This is a genomic window from Pseudomonas sp. 13159349, from assembly GCF_013305685.1.
Lineage (GTDB): Bacteria > Pseudomonadota > Gammaproteobacteria > Pseudomonadales > Pseudomonadaceae > Aquipseudomonas > Aquipseudomonas asiatica.
Map to the genome: position 1 here is coordinate 5,235,948 of NZ_CP045553.1, position 21,585 is coordinate 5,257,532.

At 64.3% G+C, this 21,585-nt stretch carries 19 protein-coding genes; 13 read left to right on the forward strand and 6 right to left on the reverse strand.

Going from position 1 to position 21,585, the window contains the following annotated elements; translation table 11 throughout:
- Window position 1: 1 nt before the first annotated feature.
- The 3 genes from amn to GEV38_RS24125 form a co-directional block, all read right to left on the reverse strand.
- On the reverse strand, window positions 2-1,465 hold the full coding sequence (gene amn, locus GEV38_RS24115) for an AMP nucleosidase (RefSeq protein ID WP_015271928.1): 1,464 nt from the start codon (window positions 1,463-1,465) through the stop codon (window positions 2-4).
- A gap of 215 nt (window positions 1,466-1,680) precedes the next feature.
- A complete protein-coding gene (locus GEV38_RS24120; protein WP_054573600.1) occupies window positions 1,681-3,333 on the reverse strand; it encodes an acyl-CoA dehydrogenase family protein in 1,653 nt (550 codons plus the stop codon).
- 156 nt (window positions 3,334-3,489) lie between these two features.
- Complete coding sequence (locus GEV38_RS24125; RefSeq protein WP_054573599.1) at window positions 3,490-5,478, reverse strand: hybrid sensor histidine kinase/response regulator; 1,989 nt, start codon at window positions 5,476-5,478, stop codon at window positions 3,490-3,492.
- A 265-nt stretch (window positions 5,479-5,743) separates the two neighbouring features.
- Between GEV38_RS24125 and GEV38_RS24130 the strand changes: the two genes are divergently transcribed.
- The 4 genes from GEV38_RS24130 (at window position 5,744) to GEV38_RS24145 (ending at window position 9,312) form a co-directional block, all read left to right on the forward strand.
- Entirely contained in the window at window positions 5,744-6,541 is a 798-nt protein-coding gene (locus GEV38_RS24130; RefSeq protein WP_015271931.1) for a hydroxymethylpyrimidine/phosphomethylpyrimidine kinase, read from the forward strand.
- A 13-nt stretch (window positions 6,542-6,554) separates the two neighbouring features.
- Complete coding sequence (thiE, locus tag GEV38_RS24135; RefSeq protein ID WP_054573598.1) at window positions 6,555-7,178, forward strand: thiamine phosphate synthase; 624 nt, start codon at window positions 6,555-6,557, stop codon at window positions 7,176-7,178.
- A 15-nt stretch (window positions 7,179-7,193) separates the two neighbouring features.
- Window positions 7,194-8,477, forward strand: a complete 1,284-nt coding sequence (gene hemL, locus GEV38_RS24140; protein WP_013974339.1) for a glutamate-1-semialdehyde 2,1-aminomutase — start codon at window positions 7,194-7,196, stop codon at window positions 8,475-8,477.
- Between the two features lie 289 nt (window positions 8,478-8,766).
- Window positions 8,767-9,312 carry a tetratricopeptide repeat protein gene (locus GEV38_RS24145; protein ID WP_003257587.1) on the forward strand — a complete coding sequence of 182 codons (546 nt, stop codon included), beginning with the start codon at window positions 8,767-8,769 and terminating at the stop codon, window positions 9,310-9,312.
- Between the two features lie 3 nt (window positions 9,313-9,315).
- Here GEV38_RS24145 and GEV38_RS24150 read toward each other — a convergent pair whose 3' ends face one another.
- The gene (locus GEV38_RS24150) at window positions 9,316-9,642 is read right to left on the reverse strand and encodes a DUF1820 family protein (protein ID WP_013974341.1); all 327 of its coding nucleotides are present in this window, start codon (window positions 9,640-9,642) and stop codon (window positions 9,316-9,318) included.
- A gap of 276 nt (window positions 9,643-9,918) precedes the next feature.
- Here GEV38_RS24150 and GEV38_RS24155 point away from each other — a divergent pair, with 276 nt between their 5' ends.
- The 4 genes from GEV38_RS24155 to lnt are packed head-to-tail and all read left to right on the forward strand — an operon-like array spanning window position 9,919 to window position 13,774.
- Window positions 9,919-10,917, forward strand: a complete 999-nt coding sequence (locus tag GEV38_RS24155; RefSeq protein ID WP_054573597.1) for a PhoH family protein — start codon at window positions 9,919-9,921, stop codon at window positions 10,915-10,917.
- Window positions 10,910-11,383 (forward strand): rRNA maturation RNase YbeY, encoded by a 474-nt coding sequence (ybeY, locus tag GEV38_RS24160; protein ID WP_015271932.1) that lies wholly within the window; start codon window positions 10,910-10,912, stop codon window positions 11,381-11,383. Before GEV38_RS24155 ends, ybeY begins: the two co-directional genes overlap by 8 nt.
- 25 nt (window positions 11,384-11,408) lie before the next feature.
- Window positions 11,409-12,248, forward strand: coding sequence for an HlyC/CorC family transporter (locus GEV38_RS24165; protein ID WP_003257584.1), 840 nt, complete (start codon window positions 11,409-11,411; stop codon window positions 12,246-12,248).
- Window positions 12,249-12,256: 8 nt separating this feature from the next.
- Window positions 12,257-13,774, forward strand: a complete 1,518-nt coding sequence (gene lnt, locus GEV38_RS24170) for an apolipoprotein N-acyltransferase (protein WP_013974344.1) — start codon at window positions 12,257-12,259, stop codon at window positions 13,772-13,774.
- Window positions 13,775-13,929: 155 nt separating this feature from the next.
- On the opposite strand, the gene GEV38_RS24175 is transcribed toward lnt, so the two are convergent.
- Both GEV38_RS24175 and GEV38_RS24180 read right to left on the reverse strand, forming a co-directional pair.
- Entirely contained in the window at window positions 13,930-14,691 is a 762-nt protein-coding gene (locus tag GEV38_RS24175; RefSeq protein WP_054573596.1) for a YdcF family protein, read from the reverse strand.
- A gap of 135 nt (window positions 14,692-14,826) precedes the next feature.
- Window positions 14,827-15,141 carry a hypothetical protein gene (locus tag GEV38_RS24180; RefSeq protein ID WP_003257582.1) on the reverse strand — a complete coding sequence of 105 codons (315 nt, stop codon included), beginning with the start codon at window positions 15,139-15,141 and terminating at the stop codon, window positions 14,827-14,829.
- Between the two features lie 227 nt (window positions 15,142-15,368).
- On the opposite strand from GEV38_RS24180, the gene leuS reads away from it, so the two are divergent.
- The 5 genes from leuS (at window position 15,369) to GEV38_RS24205 (ending at window position 21,459) form a co-directional block, all read left to right on the forward strand.
- Window positions 15,369-17,975: a leucine--tRNA ligase gene (gene leuS, locus GEV38_RS24185; RefSeq protein ID WP_054573595.1), complete on the forward strand. Its 2,607-nt coding sequence runs from the start codon at window positions 15,369-15,371 to the stop codon at window positions 17,973-17,975.
- Window positions 17,976-18,035: 60 nt separating this feature from the next.
- Window positions 18,036-18,641 (forward strand): LPS assembly lipoprotein LptE, encoded by a 606-nt coding sequence (gene lptE / locus GEV38_RS24190; RefSeq protein ID WP_003257580.1) that lies wholly within the window; start codon window positions 18,036-18,038, stop codon window positions 18,639-18,641.
- Window positions 18,642-18,680: 39 nt separating this feature from the next.
- Window positions 18,681-19,718: a DNA polymerase III subunit delta gene (gene holA / locus GEV38_RS24195; protein ID WP_054573594.1), complete on the forward strand. Its 1,038-nt coding sequence runs from the start codon at window positions 18,681-18,683 to the stop codon at window positions 19,716-19,718.
- 199 nt (window positions 19,719-19,917) lie between these two features.
- Entirely contained in the window at window positions 19,918-20,082 is a 165-nt protein-coding gene (arfA, locus tag GEV38_RS24200; RefSeq protein ID WP_003257578.1) for an alternative ribosome rescue factor ArfA, read from the forward strand.
- A gap of 60 nt (window positions 20,083-20,142) precedes the next feature.
- A complete protein-coding gene (locus GEV38_RS24205; protein ID WP_015271937.1) occupies window positions 20,143-21,459 on the forward strand; it encodes a lytic murein transglycosylase in 1,317 nt (438 codons plus the stop codon).
- The last annotated feature ends 126 nt before the right edge of the window (window positions 21,460-21,585 follow it).

The window sequence follows — 21,585 nt, forward strand, 5'->3', positions numbered from 1 at the left end:
CTCAGCGGAACGGCGGCTCATCGAAACTGCGCAGTTTACGCGAGTGCAGCGAGTTGAGCTCGGTGCGCAGCAAGTCGAGGGCGGCAATGCCGATCTTCAGATGCTGGCTGACCGCCCGGTTATAGAAGGCGTTGGCCGAACCCGGCAGCTTGATCTCGCTGTGCAGCGGTTTGTCGGACACACACAGCAAGGTGCCGTACGGCACGCGCAAGCGGTAACCCTGGGCGGCAATGGTACCGCTTTCCATGTCCACCGCCACGGCACGCGAGAGGTTGATCAGCGGCCGCTCCTGGGCCCAGCGCAGCTCCCAGTTGCGGTCGTCGTAGGTCAGCACGGTGCCGGTGCGCAGGCGCTTCTTCAGCTGTTCGCCACGCTCGCCGGTGACCTGCGCGGCGGCTTCCTGCAAGGCCAGCTGCACTTCGGCCAGGGCCGGAATCGGGATGTTCGGCGGCACCACCCGGTCAAGAATGCCGTCACGGCGCATGTAGGCGTGTGCCAGCACATAATCGCCGATGGTCTGCGACTGCCGCAGGCCGCCGCAGTGGCCGATCATCAGCCAGCAGTGCGGGCGCAGCACGGCCAGGTGGTCGGTGATGTTCTTGGCATTGGACGGGCCGACGCCGATGTTGACCAGCGTGACGCCGTCGCCATCAGCGGCGATCAGGTGGTACGCCGGCATCTGGTAGCGGTGCCAGACCACGCTTGCCACCAGGGCCTGGGTTTCACCGTGGTCCATGCCCTTTTCGATCACCACGTTGCCCGGCAGCACCATGCGCACGAAGCGTGGGTCGTCACGCAACTGGTCGAGGCCGTGGCTGATGAACTGGTCGACATAGCGGTGATAGTTGGTCAACAGGATCCATGGCTGCACATGGCGCCAGTCGCTGCCGGTGTAGTGCACCAGACGGCGCAGCGAGAAGTCGACCCGCGCGGCATCGAACAGCGCCAGCGGCAGAGTCTCGGCACTGCCCCAGTCATACAGGCCGTCGGCGATGTTGTCGGTCGCAGCCGACAGGTCGGTGCTGGGGAACACCCGCGCCAGCTGCGCGGCGGTGATGCCGCTGCCGGCCAGTTCGTCGCCCTGGTCGACCACGTAGGGGTAAGGGATGTTCTGTTCACTGACGCCGACCTCTACCGTGACGGTGTAGTCGTGCATCAGCGGGCGCAGTTGCTCCAGCAGGTAGCCACGGAAAGCAGCCGGCTGGGTGATGGTGACGCTGTAGGTACCGGCCACCTGGACCTTGGCGTAGGCCCGCGTGGTAGCGGCGACTTCACCATGGCTGTAATAGGTCAGGCGCAGCGCCGGGTAGCGGAACAGGTCGCGCTCTTCGGCGCCCGGCTCGGTACGGTCCTTCAGGTAACGCTTGAGGGCCTGGCTAAGGGCCCCGGTGGCCTGGTCATGCAGGGCCGCCAGACGGTCGACGGCCTGTTCGGGGGTATCAACGACTACAAAAGCTTGGCTCACACTGTGCTTCCTGTCTGGACATGCATGTGAACCATCTTGCCTGCCTTCTTGGCTAAATACACCCCCATTGATCGGTGTTAATCAGCAGGCCTGCGCTGGTCCCTGTAGGAGCGGCCTTGTGTCGCGATAGGGCTGCAAAGCAGCCCCGGCAATTTGTGCATCTGCGCTGATCCCCTGGGGCTGCTTCGCAGCCCTATCGCGACACAAGGCCGCTCCTACAGGTCCTGTGTTGGCGTAGCCCTGGCCACCAATGCCTCCACATCCACACCCCGCGGCAACGCCCCGTACACGCGCCCGCCCCCCGTCAAGCGGCTGTCGATAAACGCATCACTGACCACCGCATTGCCCGCCTCCAGCAATAGTTTGGCCTGCAGCGCCAGGGCAATATCCTCGGTCAGCTGCCGCGCGCGGTACTGCATGTCGCCAGTGTCGGCAAACGCCCCCTTGAGGTTGCCGATGTGCGCCGCCAGGCGCGGGTCCCCGTGCCCATCGCCCAGCTCGGCAAACAGCGCATCGAGCACCCCCGGCTCCTTGGACAAGGCCCGCAGCACGTCCAGGCACTGCACATTGCCCGAGCCTTCCCAGGTGGAGTTGACCGGCGCTTCGCGGTACAGCCGTGGCAGGATGCTGTCTTCCACATAACCCGCCCCGCCCAGGCACTCGGCGGCCTCGTTGATCATGGCCGGGGCGCGCTTGCAGATCCAGTACTTGCCCACCGCCGTGACCAGCCGGGCGAAATGCGCCTGCTGCGGGTCTTCCAGCTGCTCCAGCGCCTGCCCCATGCGCAGGCTCAGGGCCAGCGCGGCCTCGCTTTCCAACGCCAGGTCGGCCAGCACGTTCTGCATCAACGGCTGCTCGCTCAGCAGCCGCCCGCCGACCTTGCGGTGCGCGCAATGGTGGGTCGCCTGGGTCAGCGCCTGGCGCATCAGGGCGCTGGAGCCGACCATGCAGTCGAAGCGCGTCATGGCCACCATTTCGATGATGGTCGGCACGCCCCGCCCTTCTTCCCCGACCATCCAAGCCAGGGCACCGCGGAATTCCACCTCGCTGGAGGCGTTGGAACTGTTGCCCAGCTTGTTCTTCAGGCGCTGGATATAGAACTGGTTACGGCTGTCATCCGGGCGGTGACGCGGCAGCAGGAAGCAGCTCAGGCCTTTTTCGGTCTGGGCCAGGGTCAGGAAGGCATCGCACATCGGCGCCGAGCAGAACCACTTGTGCCCAACCAGTTCGTAGGCCTGGCCCGGGCCTGCGGCGCCGACTGGATAAGCCCGGGTGGTGTTGGCCCGTACATCGGTGCCGCCCTGCTTCTCGGTCATGGCCATGCCCAGGGTGACTCCGGCCTTGTGACGGTCGCCGACGTTACGCGGGTCGTACTCGCAGGCGAGGATTTTCGGCAGCCAGTATTCGGCCAGTTCGGGTTGCAGCCGCAGCGCTGGCACGGCGGCGAAGGTCATGGTCAGCGGGCAGCCGGTACCGGCCTCGGCCTGGCTGTGCAGATAGGTCATCGAAGCCCGTGCCACATGGGCGCCTGGGCGGGGTTCGGCCCATGGCAGCGACGGCAGGCCGTGCTCGACGGCGGTGCGCATCAGTTCGTGGTAGGCGGGGTGGAACTCGACCAGGTCGATGCGATGGCCGTAGCGGTCGTGGCTACTGAACTCCGGCTTGTGCGCATTGGCCAGAAAGCCCGCCTGCATCAGCGGGCCGCCGGCCAGTGCCCCGTAGGCATCGATCCGCGATTCGGCCCAACCCGCACCGAAACGCCGCGACCATTCCTGTAGCGGAAGGTCGAGACGGTACAGGTTGGCACCGTCGAGGGGCGGTGGCTGGTTGGTGACTTCGTGGGTTTCAGCGTACTGGTGCAGGTTCATCGGGGGCTCCTGGATCCGGGTAGCTTGAGAGCCCCAGTGAAGCACTCCCCGTGGGTCAGTCAAAGTGACATTAATGACTAAACATGTGGTGGGGGGCGCATATGTTGAGGATGCAGCGGGGCTGAGAGGTGTTTGCCACAACCAAATGCCATGCCTTCACAGCGACTGCCGCGCCTGCAGTATGTGCGGGCTCATCTGCACCTGCGCAATAGCCATGTTCAAACTCAACTCGAAGCGGCTGCCCAACCCCCGCGTCGATTCATGCGACAACTTCGCCCCCAGCAACTCCCCCATCTGCCGACAAATCGACAAACCAATCCCCAGCCCGCCATAACGCCGGGTCATCGAGCCATCGACCTGGAAGAAGCGCTGGTACAGGGTCGCCTGATCGAGATCATCGAAGCCGATACCGCTGTCGCTGACCATGAAGGTCAGCGCCAGGTCGTCCGGCCCCACCCGGCGCCCGCGCACCTGGATCATCACCCCGCCCTGGTGGGTGAACTTCAAACCGTTGTCCACCAGGCACCCCAGGCAGCGGGCCAGCTTCTGAGCATCGCCCTGCAACCCGTCCGGCACATCGGCCGGGATGTCCAGGCTCAGGTACAAGCCTTTGCCCAAAGCCTGCCCGGCATAACCGGCACGTACGCCCTGCAGCAGGTCACGCAGGCTGAATGGCGCCGGCTGCGCGCGCAGACGGCCGGCCTGTAGTTCGGAGAGGGTAAGTATGGCATCGACCATATCCATCATGCCCTGGGCCGAGCCCACCGCCGTGCGGTGGTACTGGGCCATCTCGGCCTCCATCGGCAGGGTATGCATCAGCTCCAGCGAGCCGATAACGCCATTCATCGGCGTGCGCAGCTCATGGGTAACGCTGGCCAGGAATTCGTCTTTCAGCCGGTTGCTCCTGGCCAGTTGCAGGTTCAGTTGCTCCAGCGTGCGCCCGGTTTCACGCAAGGCCTGCGCCTGCTGCTCGCGCAGGCTGTTGATGCGGTCAGCCAGCGCCAGCGACAGCAAGGCAACCTCGAGCGCCGACCCCAGCTGGCTGGCATACATGGTGATGAACACGTTCGGCAGGTAGCCCAACACCATCAGGGTGTTGACCAGCCCACCGAGCAGGAACGCAGTCCAGGCGATGATGAACCAGCGTGCCACGCGCAAGCCACGCCACCAGGCATACAGCCCGGCAGCGAAGATGCTCACGGTAAACAGCAACGCCAGCACCGTGGCCATGCGCAAAGCGACACCGTAGCGCATGGTCACCGCCAGCACCATGACCAGCGCGCCACCCAGCATCAGCAACTGCAGCAGCCGATCGAAAGCACGGCTGATGCTGCCAAGTTGCAGGAAATGCCGGGCGAACTGGCAACCGAACAGGCCTGCGGAACCGATGAACAATGGCGTCGAGGCATTTGCCCACCACGGGCTGTCCGGCCAGAAGTAGGCCACACCGGCGCCATTAACCGACACCTGGTAAAAGCCGAACGAGGCGATATAGAGGATGTAGTAGAGGTAGCTGACGTCGCGCACGCTGAGGTAGATGAACAGGTTGTACACCAGCATCACCAGCAACACGCCGTAGATCATCCCCAGCACATACAGGCGCGTGGGCTGCTCCTCCATGTAGGCCTGGGCAGACCAAAGCGCCAGCGGCGCCTGCACCGAGCCCTGGCTGTGCAGGCGCAGGTAGGCGGTGGTCACCTGGCCAGGCTGCAGCTGCAGTTCGAACAGATAGTTGTTCTGCAGTATTTGACGGCTGTGGTAGGGCAAGGCGTCGCCGGTGCGCCGGGCCAGGCGGTAACTGCCGCTGCCGTCGGGCAGGTAGAGCTCGAGGTGATCCAGCGGCGGGTAGGCCAACTCCAGCAGCCATTGCCGTGGGGCGGCGTCAGGCGCGGCGACAGGGCGCAGTTCGACCTTGAGCCAGAACACCGAGGTGGAATAACCGGCGTTCAACACGTCTTTGTGGTGGGGGCGAAAATGCTTGGCGAAATCAGGGGCACTGACCTGGGTGATGCTGGCACTGCCATCAGGGTCTTCATAAACCTGCATGGCCTTGCCCAGCGGAAGATGCCGGGTAGCTGCGTCGAAATCGACTGCCCCGGCCAGCACGGGCAGCAAGCCCAGAAGCACAATCAGCAAATAGCGCATACAGCCCCAGCATGGCCTGTCCAGTCGAGTCGCGGTTGCCTCCCATCCGTTTGAGACGACACGATCCGGCAGAACCCGTTTGTAGAGTTATCCGAGCACTCTAGCATAGCTTCGCAAGCTGGCAATCGACCATATCCAATCACAAAGAAAAGGCTCTAAATCAATACTTTCAGAAATTCAACCGGCAAAAATCTGACCTTATGATCAACAAAACTCATTTGTAGGACGATCCGCCCAAACAGGATTGGTGGTAAGCTCGCCGACCATGAATATCTACAGCTCCCGCCCCGTTGTCCTCTGTCTCTCCGGCCACGACCCCAGTGGCGGCGCCGGCCTGCAGGCAGATATCGAAGCCCTGATCGCCCAAGGCTGTCACGCCGCACCCGCAGTGACCGCCCTGACCGTGCAGGATACCGTCAACGTTTCCGACTTCCGCGTGCTCGACCGCGAGTGGGTGCTGGCCCAGGCCAACGCCGTGCTGGCCGACTCTACGGTGGCCGCCGTCAAGCTCGGCATGCTCGGTTCGATCGAAATGGTCGACACCGTCGCCGAACTGCTGGCCGCCCACCCGCACCTGCCACTGGTCTGCGACCCAGTGCTGCGTGCCGGTGGTGGTGGCCGCCTGGGCAAGGACGAAGTGGGCTACGCCCTGCGCGAACGCCTGCTGCCGCTGGCGACCATCGCCACGCCGAACCTGCCCGAAGCCCGCATCCTTGCCGAACTGCCCGAAGGCACTGCCGACGAGTGTGCCGAGAAACTGTTGCCGTTCTGTAGACACCTGCTGATTACCGGCGGTCACGGCGACGAAGACGAAATTCACAACCGCCTGTACAGCCGCGACGGCCAGCACCACACCTGGACCTGCCAGCGCCTGCCGGGCAGCTACCACGGTTCGGGCTGCACCCTGGCCAGTGCCCTGGCCGGCCGCCTGGCCCTTGGCGAGCAGCTGGAAAGCGCCGTCCGCAGCGCCCTGGACTACACCTGGCGCACCCTGCGTGACGCCGAACAGCTGGGCAAGGGCCAGTTCGTGCCGCGCCGCCTGCCGCTGGATTTCTGCTCCTGACACGAGGCCTCCAATGAAGCTACGCGGTCTGTACGCCATCACCGACAGCCAGCTGCTCGCTGGCCGTTTCCTGTCCCATGTCGAGGCGGCACTCGAAGGCGGCGTATGCCTGCTGCAGTACCGCGACAAAAGTGACGACGCGGCACGCCGCCTGCGCGAAGCTGAAGGGCTTATGCAGCTCTGCGAGCGCTACGGCACTCAGCTGATCATCAACGACGACGCCGAACTGGCCGCGCGCCTGGGCGTCGGCGTGCACCTGGGCCAGACCGACGGCCCGCTGACCCCGGCCCGCGCATTGCTCGGCCGCCAGGCGATCATCGGTTCCACCTGCCACGCCAGCCTCGAGCTGGCCGCGCAGGCTGCCAGCGAAGGCGCCAGCTACGTGGCCTTTGGCCGCTTCTTCAATTCCGTCACCAAGCCGGGTGCACCCGCTGCCAACATCGAACTGCTGGAGCAGGCCCGCGCCCAGGTGAAACTGCCGATCACGGTGATCGGCGGCATTACCCTCGACAACGCCGCCCCGCTGGTCGCCCATGGCGCCGACCTGCTGGCGGTGATCCACGGCCTGTTCGGTGCCGACAGCGCGCAGGAAGTCACCCGCCGCGCTCGCGCCTTCAACGCCTTGTTCGCATCCTGATTCGAGAGAACCCCCATGTCCCGTTCCGAAGCCCTGTTCGCCCAAGCCCAGAAGCACATCCCCGGTGGCGTCAACTCACCGGTCCGCGCTTTCAAGAGCGTTGGCGGCACGCCGCTGTTCTTCAAGCATGCCGAAGGCGCCTACGTCGTTGACGAGGATGACAAGCGCTACGTCGACTACGTCGGCTCCTGGGGCCCGATGATCCTCGGCCACGGCCACCCGGAGGTACTGGACTCGGTACGCAGGCAGCTGGAGCACGGCCTGTCCTATGGCGCCCCGACCGCCATGGAAACCGAGATGGCCGACCTGGTCTGCTCGCTGGTGCCATCCATGGAGATGGTGCGCATGGTCAGCTCGGGCACCGAAGCCACCATGAGCGCCATCCGCCTGGCCCGTGGCTACACCGGCCGTGACGCCATCATCAAGTTCGAAGGCTGCTACCACGGCCACTCCGACAGCCTGCTGGTAAAAGCCGGCTCCGGCCTGCTGACCCAGGGCGTGCCAAGCTCGGCGGGCGTGCCGGCGGACTTCGCCAAGCACACCCTGACCCTGCCGTTCAACGACATAGCCGCCGTCGAGAAAACCCTGGCCGAAGTCGGCCAGACCGTAGCCTGCATCATCGTCGAGCCGGTAGCCGGCAACATGAACTGCGTACCGCCGGCGCCAGGCTTCCTCGAAGGCCTGCGCGAGCAGTGCGACAAGCACGGCGTGGTGTTGATCTTCGACGAAGTGATGACCGGTTTCCGCGTTTCGCTCGGCGGCGCCCAGGGCCACTACGGCATCAAGCCGGACCTGTCGACCTTCGGCAAGATCGTCGGCGGCGGCATGCCGGTCGGCTGCTTCGGCGGCAAGCGTGAAATCATGGGCTGCATCGCCCCGCTCGGCCCGGTCTACCAGGCCGGTACCCTATCGGGTAACCCGCTGGCCATGGCCGCCGGCCTGACCACCCTGAAGCTGATCAGCCGCCCGGGCTTCCACGCCGAGCTGACCGACTACACCAGCCGCATGCTCGACGGCCTGCAACAGCGCGCCGATGCCGCTGGCGTGCCGTTCGTCACCACCCAGGCCGGTGCCATGTTCGGCCTGTACTTCAGCGGCGCCGACGACATCGTCACCTTCGAAGACGTGATGGCCAGCGATGCCGAGCGCTTCAAGCGCTTCTTCCACCTGATGCTCGATGGTGGCGTGTACCTGGCGCCGAGCGCGTTCGAGGCCGGCTTTACCTCCATCGCCCATGGCGACAAGGAGCTGCAGATCACCCTGGATGCGGCTGAAAAGGCCTTTGCAGCCCTGAAATAGCGCGCAGCACCGCGCTTTTGTGGGAGCGGCCTTGTGTCGCGAAAGGGCCGCAAAGCGGCCCCAGCACTTCAGCAGTAATGCACAGATTGCTGGGGCTGCTTCGCAGCCCTTTCGCGACACAAGGCCGCTCCCACAGAGGCCGGCACAGGCAACAAATACCCATGCACAATCAGCTGACTTCCCCAACCAAGCAGAAAATCGAGTAAAACTTTGTAAGGTTGGCGCTGCTTATCCCATAATGTGCCACCAGAGACATTGGCCGCAGCTTTGCAGAGGTAAGTCGATCCCCATGAACCGCACCGGCCGCGCCCTGACCCTGGGCTGCCTGTTGCTTCTTCAGCCCCTGCTGGCCCTGGCGGAGGGCGGTAACTCGTTGCTGATTCCGGCGACGGGCCGCTGCACCTTGAATGTCCAGCCTGAAGACCTGGCAAACGCCCTCAAGGCTTGTGAGCAGACGGCAACGGCGGGGGATGCCCAGGCGCAATTCGAACTGGGCGAGTACTACTACACGCAAACGCCGAAAAACCTGGGCAAAGCCCTGAACTGGTTCGAAAAGGCCTCGCTGCAAGGCCATGCCGAGGCCCAGTATCGCCTGGGCGCCATGTTCTTCCGTGGCGAAGGGGTCAAGGCCAACAATGTGCAGGCCTACATCCTGCTGAAGATGGCCGCGGTCAACGGCGCCGAGGATGCGCTGGACATGGCCGACGAAGTGACCGAGCAAATGCCCCGCGACGAGCTGGAGCATGCCACCCAGGTGCTTGGCCAGATCTTCCGCAAGTACCTGCTGGAACTGCAGAACGCCGAAGGGCGCACGCCGTTCTCGCCACTCCCCTGAGGGTTACTTTTCCGGCATCGGCATGGGGAACGGCATCACGTTGCCGCCGCCCTTGGCTTCGCTGATCTTCGCCGTACCCAGGCGCTCCACCTCGTCTATGCGCACGATCGAGTGCATCGGCACGAAACTGCGGATCACCCCATCGAACTGGCTCTTGAGCTTCTCCTCGCTCGGGTCCACCACCAGCTGCGAACGCTCGCCGAACACGAACTCCTCGATTTCCAGGAACCCCCACAGGTCGCTCTGGTAGATCTGCTTGGCATACATCTCGAAGACCTGCCCCTGGTTGAGGAAGATCACTTTATAGATGGCAGGTTCGCGTTTGCTCATGTTCGTCGGGATAACACATGCGTAAGAAAAGGCGGGCATCATAGCAGACAGGTTTGCTGATCTGTGTTGCCTGTCCCGGCCTGATCGCCGGCAAGCCAGCTCCCACAGGTACTGCGCAAGCTTCAGGCCTGTGCAGTATCTGTGGGAGCCCGGCTTGCCGGCGATAGGGCCGGAACAGGCCATACATACCGTTGAACGTTTCAGTGCTTTCGCCACTGCCATTCAAGGGTTATTCTTGAGTTCACATCCATTGCCGTCGAGCGGCTAAAAACGACCTTGAACGCACCCATACAACCCCATCGCTTCATCCTCGAACCCTTCGAGGCCCACCGTTTCGCCAACTTGTGCGGCCAGTTCGACGAGCACCTGCGCCTGATCGAACAGCGCCTGGCCATCGAGATCCGCAACCGCGGCAATCAGTTCGAACTGATCGGCGAACCCAAGACCACCTCCGCTGCCGAACAACTGCTGCGCCGTCTCTACCGCGAGACAAAGGCCAGCGACCTGTCGCCGGAAACCGTGCATCTGTACCTGCAGGAATCGACCGTCGAGAACATCGACAACTCGGCCGTCAACGAGGTCAGCGTGTCGCTGCGCACGCGAAAGGGCAACATCCGCCCGCGCGGGGTCAACCAGCAACGCTACGTCAAGGAAATCCTGGCCAACGACATCAACTTCGGCATCGGCCCGGCCGGTACCGGCAAGACCTACCTGGCCGTGGCCTGCGCCGTGGACGCGCTGGAACGCGAACAGGTGCGCCGGATCCTGCTGGTGCGACCTGCGGTAGAGGCGGGCGAAAAGCTCGGCTTCCTGCCCGGCGACCTGGCCCAGAAGATCGACCCGTACCTGCGCCCGCTGTACGACGCCCTGTACGAAATGCTCGGCTTCGAACATGTGGCCAAGCTGATCGAGCGCCAGGTGATCGAGATCGCGCCGCTGGCCTACATGCGTGGCCGCACCCTGAACAACAGCTTCATCATCCTCGACGAGAGCCAGAACACCACGCTGGAACAGATGAAGATGTTCCTTACCCGTATCGGCTTTGGCTCCACCGCGGTCATCACCGGTGACATCACCCAGGTTGACCTGCCCCGCGGCACCAAGTCAGGTCTGGCACACGTCATCGAGGTGCTGAAGGACGTTCCGGGTATCAGCTTCACCCACTTCCAACCCAAAGATGTGGTTCGTCACCCACTGGTGCAGCGCATTGTCGAGGCCTACGACCGCTTCGATGCCCGCCAGGCCAAGCCCGAGGCGCCCGGCAAAGATGCTTGAACTCGATATTCAACGGGCCACGGATGCTGCCGCCCCGGATGACACCGCCTTTCGCCGCTGGTGCGAACTGGCCCTGCGCCAGCGCAGCGCCGATTCGGAAATGACCATTCGCCTGGTCGACGAAGCCGAAGGCCGCGAGCTGAACCACACCTACCGGCACAAGGACTACGCGACCAATGTGCTGTCGTTCCCGGCCGACGTCCCCGACGACCTGCTCGATATCCCGTTGCTGGGCGACCTGGTGATCTGCGTGCCAGTGGTCGAGCGCGAAGCCGCCGAACAGGGCAAGTCGCTGGAAGCGCACTGGGCGCACCTGGTCATACACGGTTGCCTGCACCTGCTCGGCTACGACCACATCGAAGATGAGGAAGCCGAGGAAATGGAAGGCCTGGAACGGGAATTGCTGGCAGAACTGGGTCATCCAGACCCGTACGCCGACGATGAAACCGACACCATCACACACTGATACACGAAGGATCACGAGAACCGCCATGAGCGAAGATCGATCGAGCAACGGGCAGAAGTCCTGGCTGGGTAAACTGACCCAGGCTTTTGCCCATGAGCCGAAAAACCGCCAGCAACTCCTTGAACTGCTGCGCGAAGCCCATCAGAACAAACTGCTGGACAGCGAAGCGCTGACCATCGTCGAAGGCGCCATCCAGGTGGCCGACCTGCAGGTTCGCGACATCATGGTGCCGCGTTCGCAGATGATCAGCATCAAGGCCAGCCAGTCGCCCCGCGAGTTCCTGCCGGCGGTGATCGACGCCGCGCACTCGCGCTACCCGGTGATCGGCGAAAGCCATGACGATGTGCTCGGGATCCTGCTCGCCAAGGACCTGCTGCCGCTGATCCTCAAGGAGAATGGCGACAGCTTCAACATCAAGGACCTGCTGCGCCCGGCCACTTTCGTGCCCGAGTCCAAGCGACTGAACGTGCTGCTGCGCGAGTTCCGCGCCAACCATAACCACATGGCCATCGTCATCGACGAGTACGGCGGCGTGGCCGGCCTGGTCACCATCGAGGACGTGCTGGAGCAGATCGTCGGCGACATCGAGGACGAGCACGACGTCGAGGAAGACAGCTACATCAAACCGCTGCCCAGCGGTGACTTCCTGGTCAAGGCGCTTACCCCGATCGAAAACTTCAACGAGTTCTTCGACAGCGAATTCTCCGATGACGAGTTCGACACTGTCGGCGGCCTGGTAATGAGCGCCTTCGGTCACCTGCCCAAGCGCAACGAGACCACCGAGATCGGCCCTTACAAGTTCCGTATTCTCAATGCCGACAGCCGGCGGATACACTTGCTGCGCCTGACACCGATCACCCGTTAAGGACAAACATGCGTTGGATCACCCGCCCCGGCTGGCCCGGTAACCTGCTGGCCCTGGCGGCCGGTGCCTCCACCCTCCTGGCCCTGGCGCCTTTCGACATCTGGCCCCTGGCCGTGTTGTCCATCGCCCTGCTCTACCTCGGCCTGCGCGAGCTCAGCCCGCGCCAGGCCATGTGGCGCGGCTGGTGGTTCGGCTTCGGCCTGTACGGTGCCGGTACCTGGTGGATCTACGTCAGCATGAACACCTACGGCGGTGCCTCGCCGCTGCTGGCGATCCTGCTGCTGCTGGCCTTCTTCGCCGCCCTGGCCTGGTTCTTCGCCCTGCCCACCTGGCTGTGGGCACGCTGGCTGCGCCGCACCGAAGCACCACTGGCCGACGCCTTGTGCTTTGCCGCCCTGTGGCTGCTGCAAGAGGCCTTCCGCGGCTGGTTCCTGACCGGCTTCCCCTGGCTCTACGCCGGCTACAGCCAGCTGGACGGCCCGCTCGCCGGCCTGGCACCGCTGGGTGGTGTGTGGCTGATTTCCTTCGCACTGGCCCTGACCGCTGCCCTGTTGTGCAACGTGCACCGCCTGCGCGCCCGCCCCTCGTTCCTCGCGGTGGGCTGCCTGCTGTTGCTGGCCCCGTGGGTGCTGGGCCTGGCGCTCAAGGGCCATGCCTGGACCAAGCCGGCGGGCGACCCACTGAAAGTGGCGGCCATTCAGGGCAACGTCGAGCAGGACCTGAAATGGGACCCCGCGCACATCGATGCGCAACTGGCGCTGTACCGTGACCTGAGCTTCAGCTCCAGGCCGGTAGACCTGCTGGTGTGGCCGGAAACCGCGGTGCCGGTGCTCAAGGACCAGGCCCAAGGCTATATCGACGTGATGGGCCGGTTTGCCGCCGAGCGGCATTCGGCGCTGATTACCGGCGTGCCGGTGCGTGAAGTGGTGCATCACCAGCGCCGCTACTACAACGGCATCACTGTCACTGGTGAAGGCGATGGCACCTACCTCAAGCAGAAGCTGGTGCCTTTTGGCGAGTATGTGCCGCTGCAGGACATGCTGCGTGGCCTGATCGAGTTCTTCAACCTGCCCATGTCGGACTTCGCCCGCGGGCCGGAAGACCAGCCGCTGCTGCAGGCCAAGGGCTACCAGATTGCGCCTTACATCTGCTACGAAGTGGTCTACCCCGAATTCGCCGCAGGCCTGGCGGCCCGCAGCGACCTGCTGCTGACCATCAGCAACGACACCTGGTTCGGTACCTCGATCGGCCCGCTGCAGCACCTGCAGATGGCACAGATGCGCGCGCTGGAAGCCGGGCGCTGGATGATCCGCGCCACCAACAATGGCGTGACCGCGCTGATCGACCCGTTTGGCCGCATTACCACGCAGGTACCGCAGTTCCAGCAGGCGGTGCTGTATGGCGAGGTGGTGCCGATGCAGAAGCTGACGCCGTACCTGCAATGGCGGTCGTGGCCGCTGGCGATTGTCTGTGCATTGCTGCTGGGTTGGGCGTTGCTGGCTGGGCGAATAGCCAAGACTGTTTAACCAGGCGACGCAGATCACTGTAGGAGCGGCCTTGTGTCGCGATAGGGCCGCAAAGCGGCCCCGGCATTCCCGGCATAGAAGCTGAAATCTGGGGCTGCCATGCAGCCCATCGCGACACAAGGCCGCTCCTACAAGGGATCGCGTAAGCCGGTAAATCAGTAGAACAGCCGATACCCCACCAACCCAGCCACTTCATTGAGCAACTGCCCGCTCTGCCACATCGCCCGGCTCTCCGGCAGCAACCCGCCGAACGGCCGCGCATGATCGCGCCCGAGGAACCCGACTGGCGCCGGCACCACCTCGAACCCCGCCTGCTCGAAGCTCCAGCGCGAGCGCTGCATGTGCCAGGCCTGGGTCACCACGACCACCCGGCGAATCCCCAACGGCTGCAGCACCTTGGCCGTCAGCCGGGCATTTTCCCAGGTCGTGCGGCTGCCCTCCTCTCGCCATTTCACCTCGACACCGAAATCTTCACGCAGGCGATCAGCCATCAACTGCGCCTCGCTCGGCGGCGAGTCATAGTGCAACCCGCCACTGGTCAACACCGGCAAGCCCGAAGCCTTGGCCAGCCGTGCGGCAAAGCGCATGCGCTCCAGCGCCGTGGCTGTGGGCTGGTCGCCACCACCCCAGGCCGGGTCACCCCGCTCACGCCCCGCGCCCAGCACCACAATGGCATCTGCCCGGCTTGCCAGGCCTGTCCAATCGCTTACCGCCAGTGGCGCTTCTGTCTCGAGCACACGAGCGGTTTCCTGCACCACCAGCGGCAGGCTCATCAGCCACAGGCCACCAAGGCCCAGGGCAAAGCACAGCGCTGCCAGCCGGGGCCGACGGCGGCGCAGCCACCATGCCACAAGCAGCAGCAGGAACAGGACGCCTGGCGGCATCAGCCATTGTTTGACGAAGAATCGGATCGACATTGGCCACACCTCCTTGGCAGGCGTGCAGCCTAGAAGGATCGACGCCGGTCAACAAGGGTGTGGCCGGCGCCGATCGTGAGCTGTGCAAAATTTAAGAACCGGCGCGCGATAGCCTGCGCCTGGCGTCCTGAACGGCTAGCGATGCGGCAGCGTCCTGGATCTCGCCGTGCTGGCGGGGCGTTTCTTGTCCTTGAGCCAGATGATCTTGGCCGATGTCGGCTCCGCTTGTGGGTAACTGCCGACACAGGCATTGTGGCGCTCCGGGAGGGAATCCAGGTAGGCCTTGATCAGTTCGAACTCTGCGTGGCTCAGGCCACGCAACTCCAGCTCGGCTGGCATTTCGTCGCGCAATCGCACCGAGGTCCTGGCCACTTCCAGCGCCAGGCCAAGCCGGTCGATCAGGCGTTCGTATAGCTCCGGTCTGATTGCGGGTAGCTGCGTCTCTCCCATCCGTTCACCTCATTGAAGATAAGAATATCTCCCCCCACACCTGAGCTTAGCGTCGTTGAAAAAAGCAGCCGTGTGCCGCGACCAGCGGGCATTCGCAACGAAGGTTTCCCACGATGCGCGGCGCTGCTGTATGCTACGGCGTTCACTCTAAACGACACCGGAGTGCCGGACGCAGCGAGGTTCCGCTGCCTGGAACAAGGTCTCTTCCCTCTCAGCAAAAAGTAGCCATGCACGAACAATACACGCCCCGTGATATCGAAGCCGCCGCCCAGAAGTTCTGGGACGAGCAACAATCGTTCGCTGTTACCGAACAGCCAGGCAAGGACACCTACTACTGCCTGTCGATGTTCCCGTACCCGAGCGGCAAGCTACACATGGGCCACGTGCGCAACTACACCATCGGTGACGTGATTGCCCGCTACCAGCGCATGCTGGGCAAGAACGTCCTGCAGCCGATGGGCTGGGACGCATTCGGTATGCCCGCGGAAAACGCGGCGATGAAGAACAACGTCGCCCCGGCCAAGTGGACGTACGAAAACATCGACTACATGAAGACCCAGCTCAAGAGCCTGGGCCTGGCCATCGACTGGGCACGTGAAGTCACCACCTGCAAGCCCGACTACTACCGCTGGGAGCAGTGGCTGTTCACCCGCCTGTTCGAGAAAGGCATCATCTACCGCAAGAACGGTACCGTGAACTGGGACCCGGCGGACCAGACCGTACTGGCCAACGAGCAGGTCATCGACGGCCGTGGCTGGCGTTCGGGCGCGCTGATCGAGAAGCGCGAAATCCCGATGTACTATTTCCGCATCACCGACTACGCAGACGAGCTGCTGGAAAGCCTGGACGAGCTGCCGGGCTGGCCTGAGCAGGTCAAGACCATGCAGCGCAACTGGATCGGCAAGTCGCGCGGCATGGAAGTGCAGTTCCCGTACGACATGGCCAGCATCGGCCACGAAGGCACCCTCAAGGTGTTCACCACCCGTCCCGATACGCTGATGGGCGCCACCTACGTCGCCGTCGCCGCCGAACACCCGCTGGCCACCCAGGCCGCCCAGGGCAACCCGGCGCTGCAGGCGTTCATCGAAGAGTGCAAGAGCGGCAGCGTTGCCGAAGCCGACATGGCCACCCAGGAGAAGAAGGGCATGGCCACTTCCCTGCTGGTCGAGCACCCGCTGACCGGCGAGAAGCTGCCGGTATGGGTCGCCAACTATGTGCTGATGCACTACGGCGATGGCGCCGTAATGGCCGTGCCGGCCCACGACGAGCGCGACTTCGAGTTCGCCCACAAGTACAACCTGCCGGTCAAGGCCGTGGTGCGCACCAGCGCTGGCGACGAAGTCGGCAGCGAGTGGCTGGCCGCCTATGGCGAGCACGGCCAGCTGATCAACTCCGGCGAATTCGACGGCCTGGACTTTGCCGGTGCCTTCGACGCCATCGAAGCCGCCCTGATCCGCAAGGAGCTGGGCAAATCGCGTACCCAGTTCCGCCTGCGTGACTGGGGTATCAGCCGCCAGCGCTACTGGGGCTGCCCGATCCCGATCATCCACTGCCCGTCCTGCGGCGACGTACCGGTGCCGGAAGACCAGCTGCCGGTCACCCTGCCGGAAAACGTGGTGCCGGACGGTGCCGGTTCGCCACTGGCGCGCATGCCTGAATTCTACGAGTGCAGCTGCCCGAAATGCGGCACCGCGGCCAAGCGCGAAACCGACACCATGGACACCTTCGTCGAGTCGTCCTGGTACTTCGCCCGCTACGCCTCGCCGAACTACGAAGGTGGCATGGTCGACCCGAAAGCGGCCAACCACTGGCTGCCGGTCGACCAGTACATCGGCGGTATCGAGCACGCCATCCTGCACCTGCTGTACGCGCGCTTCTTCCACAAGCTGATGCGTGACGAAGGCCTGGTCACCTCGAACGAGCCGTTCAAGAACCTGCTGACCCAGGGCATGGTGGTCGCCGAAACCTACTACCGTGTGGCCAGCAACGGCGGCAAGGACTGGTTCAACCCGGCCGATGTCGAGGTCGAGCGCGATGCCAAGGCCAAGATCATCGGCGCCCGCCTGAAGACCGACGGCCTGCCGGTGGAAATCGGTGGCACCGAGAAGATGTCGAAGTCGAAGAACAACGGCGTCGACCCGCAATCGATGATCGACCAGTACGGCGCCGACACCTGCCGCCTGTTCATGATGTTCGCCTCGCCGCCCGACATGAGCCTGGAATGGTCCGACTCCGGCGTCGAAGGCGCCAGCCGCTTCCTGCGCCGCGTCTGGCGCCTGGCCCAGGCTCATGTAGCCCAAGGCCTGCCGGGCAAGCTGGATGTCGCCGCCCTGGACGACGCGCAAAAGGTCATCCGCCGCGCCATCCACGCCGCCATCAAGCAGGCCAGCACCGACGTGGGCCAGTTCCACAAGTTCAACACCGCCATCGCCCAGGTGATGACCGTGATGAACGTGCTGGAAAAGGCCCCGCAGGCCACTGAACAGGACCGTGCCCTGCTGCAGGAAGGCCTGGAGGCCGTCACCCTGCTGCTGGCGCCGATCACCCCGCACATCTCCCACGAGCTGTGGCAACAGCTGGGCCACCAGCAGGCCGTCATCGACGCCAGCTGGCCAGCCGTCGACGAGGCAGCCCTGGTACAGGACACCGTCACCCTGGTGGTGCAGGTCAACGGCAAGCTGCGTGGCCAGGTCGAAATGCCGGCCGCCGCCAGCCGCGAAGAAATCGAAGCCGCCGCGCGCAGCAACGAGAACGTCCTGCGCTTCATCGATGGCCTGACCATCCGCAAGGTCATCGTGGTTCCGGGCAAGCTGGTCAACATCGTCGCCAACTGATGGCAACGCCCGCCCGCAGGCACTGCGGGCGGGCGAACAGGCCCACAAGGGAGCAACAACATGATCAAACGCAATTTGCTGGTAATTGGCCTGGCGGTCATGCTCAGCGCCTGCGGTTTCCAGCTGCGTGGCACCGGCTCCACCGAGCTGAGCGTGAAGGAAATGGACGTAAGCGCACGCAACGCCTACGGCCCGACCGTGGTCCAGCTGCGTGAAGTACTGCAGCGTAGCGGCGTCAACGTGCACGCTGGCGCACCGTACCGACTGGTGCTAACCAACGAGCAGGAGCGCGAGCGCTCGGCGACCTACAACAGTGGCAACCGTACCGCCGAGTACGAGCTGACCACCGTGCTGAACTACAGCATCCAGGGCCTGAACAACCTGGAGCTGATGAGCGACAAGCTGGAAGTGCGCAAGATCTACTTGCGGGACGGCTCGAACATCACCGGCTCCGAACAGGAAGCCAACCGCGCCCGCGAAGAAATGCGTCGCGACCTGGTCAACGCCATGGTCGTTCGCCTGCAGATGCTGACCCCGTCCCAGCTGGACGAGCTGCAGCGTCAAGCCGACGAGCGTGCCAAGGCCGAAGCCGCTGCGCTGGAGGCCGCTCGCCGCCAGCAGGCCGAGACGCCTCAGCAGTCGCCACTGGAAGTACCGGGCAACTAAGCCCGAGCGGGGTACCTTCGGGTACCCCGCCTGTTTCCCATGAAGCTCGCTCCCGCCCAACTCAACAAGCACCTGCAAGGCGCCCTGGCACCGGTCTACGTGGTCAGCGGCGACGACCCGCTGCTGTGCCAGGAAGCCGCCGACGCCATCCGCAACGCCGCGCGCCAGCAGGGCTTCGACGAACGCCAGGTATTCAGTGCCGACGCCAACTTCGACTGGGGCACCCTGCTCCAGGCTGGCGCCAGCCTGTCCCTGTTCGCCCAGCGCCGCCTGCTGGAATTGCGCCTGCCCTCAGGCAAGCCTGGTGACAAGGGCGCTGCTGCGCTGATGGAATACTGCGCCAACCCTGCCGAAGACACCTTGCTGCTGGTCAGCCTGCCCAAGCTGGACGGCAGCGCGCAGAAGACCAAGTGGGGCAAGGCCCTGATCGAAGGTCCCCATTGCCAGTTCATCCAGATCTGGCCGGTGGATGTGCACCAGTTGCCGCAGTGGATCAACCAGCGCTTGCAGCAGGCCGGCCTTTCTGCACAGCGTGACGCCGTCGACCTGATCGCCGCACGCGTGGAAGGCAACCTGCTGGCTGCCGCGCAGGAAGTCGAAAAGCTCAAGCTGCTCGCCGAAGGTAACCAGATCACAGTGGAGACCGTGCAGGCCGCCGTCGCCGACAGCGCCCGCTTCGATGTCTTCGGCCTGGTCGATGCCATTCTCAACGGCGAAGCCGCGCATGCCTTGCGCATGCTCGAAGGCTTGCGCGGTGAAGGCGTTGAGCCACCAGTGATTCTCTGGGCCCTGGCCCGTGAGCTGCGCCAGCTGGCCGGGCTGGCCCAGCAGTTCAGCCAGGGTGTACCGCTGGACAAGGCCTTCAGCCAGGCCCGCCCGCCGATCTGGGACAAACGCCGGCCACTGGTCAGCAAGGCCCTGCAGCGCCTGTCGGCGCAGCGCTGGGCGCAGTTGCTGCAAGATGCCCAGCGTATTGATGCACAGATCAAGGGCCAGGCAGAGGGCTCGCCGTGGACCGGCCTGGCGCGCTTGTCGCTGCTGATGGCCGGCCAGCGCCTGGCACTGCCTCCCGAGTAACTGGGGCCGCTGTGGGGGCATGCCCGCGAATCAGGCGACACGGTGGATGGCACCGGCTTCGCCGGTGTTCGCGGGCACGCCCGCTCCCACAGGGCTGCAATGTCCCCAACATCTCGAACCATAAACACAATCAATTGGCCCCACCCTGCCCCAAGCCCTACAGTGCGCCGCGAAACCCACCCAACCCGGGAATCCCGCCATGAGCAAAAAGCCGAAAAAGCACGGCCCCAACAAGGCCAAGTCGATCATCGCCCAACCGCTGTTCCGCTGCCGCCAGGAACAGCCGAACAAGGGCAAAGGCAGCTACCGCCGCGAAGCCTTCCAATCGAGAGATTGGGAGGCTTCCTACTTTTTGGCTGCATGAAAGCATCGAAAGCGCAGGCATGGTATGGTCATCACCTGACCTGCAATTCTGGATCTGTGAATGCTCCTCAGTCTTCTCCCCCGCTGGAAAACCCGTCAGCTGATCGCGGCCTCCAGTTTCATCCTGCTCGTGGCCTGCGCAGAAAAGCCCACCGCCGCCGATGCCCTGCCGCTGGCCCCCGCCCAGCCTGCCCCGGTGGTGACCCTGCCCGGCACGACGCCCGACACCAACACTGAAATCCAGCCTCTGCAAACCTTCGCGCAATGGCAAGCGGGCTTTCGCCAGCAAGCCCTGCAAGCCGGCATTTCGCAGGACACCTTCGACCGCGCCTTCCTCGGCGTCACCCCCGACATGGACGTGATCAAGGCTGATCGCAGCCAGCCGGAGTTCACCCGCCCGGTATGGGAATACCTCGAAGGCGCCCTGTCGCCCCTGCGTGTACGCAACGGCAAGAAGCTGCTGGAGCAGAACGCCGAACTGCTGACCCGCATCGAGCAACGCTATGGCGTCGATCGCCAGGTGCTGGTCGCGGTATGGGGCATGGAGAGCAACTTCGGCCAGTTCCAGGGCAGCAAATCGGTGATCCGCTCGCTGGCCACCCTGGCCTATGAGGGCCGCCGCCCGCAGTTCGCCCAGGACCAGCTGATCGCTGCGCTGCAGATCATCCAGCATGGCGACATCCAGCCTGAGGCCATGCGTGGCTCGTGGGCCGGCGCCATGGGCCAGACCCAGTTCATCCCGACCACCTACAACACCCATGCCGTGGACTTCGACGGCGATGGCCGCCGTGACATCTGGAACAGCACGGCAGACGCCCTGGCATCGACCGCGCACTACCTGCAGAGCTCGGGCTGGAAACGTGGCCAGCCGTGGGGCTTCGAGGTCCAGGTGCCGCCTGGCTTCGATTACTGGCAGGCCGATGGCGCCCTGCGCAAGCCGGTGAGCGAGTGGCTGGCGATGGGCGTGAAACTGCCTGCCGGTACCCAGTTGCCAGTGGGCAGCAACCAGCTGTCTGCCGCCCTGCTGCTGCCAGCGGGCGCGCGTGGCCCGGCGTTCCTGGTGCTGGACAACTTCCGCGCCATCCTCAAGTACAACAACTCGTCATCCTACGCGCTGGCGGTAAGCCTGCTGGGTGATCGCTTCACGGGCTGGGGCTTCATTGCCGGCAGCTGGCCGAAAGAAGACCTGCCGCTCAGCCGCAGCGAGCGCATGGAGCTGCAGAACCTGCTGAACAGCAATGGGCACGAAGCCGGCAATGCCGATGGCATCATTGGCGCCAATACCCGCAAGGCGATCCGCAATGCCCAGCAGGGGCTGGGGTGGCCGGCAGATGGGTATCCGACGCACAAGCTGCTCGAGAGCCTGCGTCAGCAGTGAGAATCTTGGGGCCGCTGCGCGGCCCATCGCGACACAAGGCCGCTCCTACAAGCGATCGCGAACCATCGGGGTAACGCGGTCTCCTGTAGGAGCGGCCTTGTGTCGCGATGGGCTGCAAAGCAGCCC

Bases quoted from the DNA above. Each gene is read 5' to 3' on its own strand.
- arfA (WP_003257578.1), top strand. From the start codon at position 19,918: ATGAGCAAAAAGCCGAAAAAGCACGGCCCCAACAAGGCCAAGTCGATC.
- leuS (WP_054573595.1), top strand. From the start codon at position 15,369: ATGCACGAACAATACACGCCCCGTGATATCGAAGCCGCCGCCCAGAAG.
- GEV38_RS24150 (WP_013974341.1), bottom strand. From the start codon at position 9,642: ATGAGCAAACGCGAACCTGCCATCTATAAAGTGATCTTCCTCAACCAG.
- lnt (WP_013974344.1), top strand. From the start codon at position 12,257: ATGCGTTGGATCACCCGCCCCGGCTGGCCCGGTAACCTGCTGGCCCTG.
- GEV38_RS24180 (WP_003257582.1), bottom strand. From the start codon at position 15,141: ATGGGAGAGACGCAGCTACCCGCAATCAGACCGGAGCTATACGAACGC.
- GEV38_RS24120 (WP_054573600.1), bottom strand. From the start codon at position 3,333: ATGAACCTGCACCAGTACGCTGAAACCCACGAAGTCACCAACCAGCCA.
- holA (WP_054573594.1), top strand. From the start codon at position 18,681: ATGAAGCTCGCTCCCGCCCAACTCAACAAGCACCTGCAAGGCGCCCTG.
- GEV38_RS24165 (WP_003257584.1), top strand. From the start codon at position 11,409: ATGAGCGAAGATCGATCGAGCAACGGGCAGAAGTCCTGGCTGGGTAAA.
- GEV38_RS24125 (WP_054573599.1), bottom strand. From the start codon at position 5,478: ATGCGCTATTTGCTGATTGTGCTTCTGGGCTTGCTGCCCGTGCTGGCC.
- hemL (WP_013974339.1), top strand. From the start codon at position 7,194: ATGTCCCGTTCCGAAGCCCTGTTCGCCCAAGCCCAGAAGCACATCCCC.
- GEV38_RS24175 (WP_054573596.1), bottom strand. From the start codon at position 14,691: ATGTCGATCCGATTCTTCGTCAAACAATGGCTGATGCCGCCAGGCGTC.
- GEV38_RS24130 (WP_015271931.1), top strand. From the start codon at position 5,744: ATGAATATCTACAGCTCCCGCCCCGTTGTCCTCTGTCTCTCCGGCCAC.
- lptE (WP_003257580.1), top strand. From the start codon at position 18,036: ATGATCAAACGCAATTTGCTGGTAATTGGCCTGGCGGTCATGCTCAGC.
- GEV38_RS24205 (WP_015271937.1), top strand. From the start codon at position 20,143: ATGCTCCTCAGTCTTCTCCCCCGCTGGAAAACCCGTCAGCTGATCGCG.
- ybeY (WP_015271932.1), top strand. From the start codon at position 10,910: ATGCTTGAACTCGATATTCAACGGGCCACGGATGCTGCCGCCCCGGAT.
- GEV38_RS24145 (WP_003257587.1), top strand. From the start codon at position 8,767: ATGAACCGCACCGGCCGCGCCCTGACCCTGGGCTGCCTGTTGCTTCTT.
- thiE (WP_054573598.1), top strand. From the start codon at position 6,555: ATGAAGCTACGCGGTCTGTACGCCATCACCGACAGCCAGCTGCTCGCT.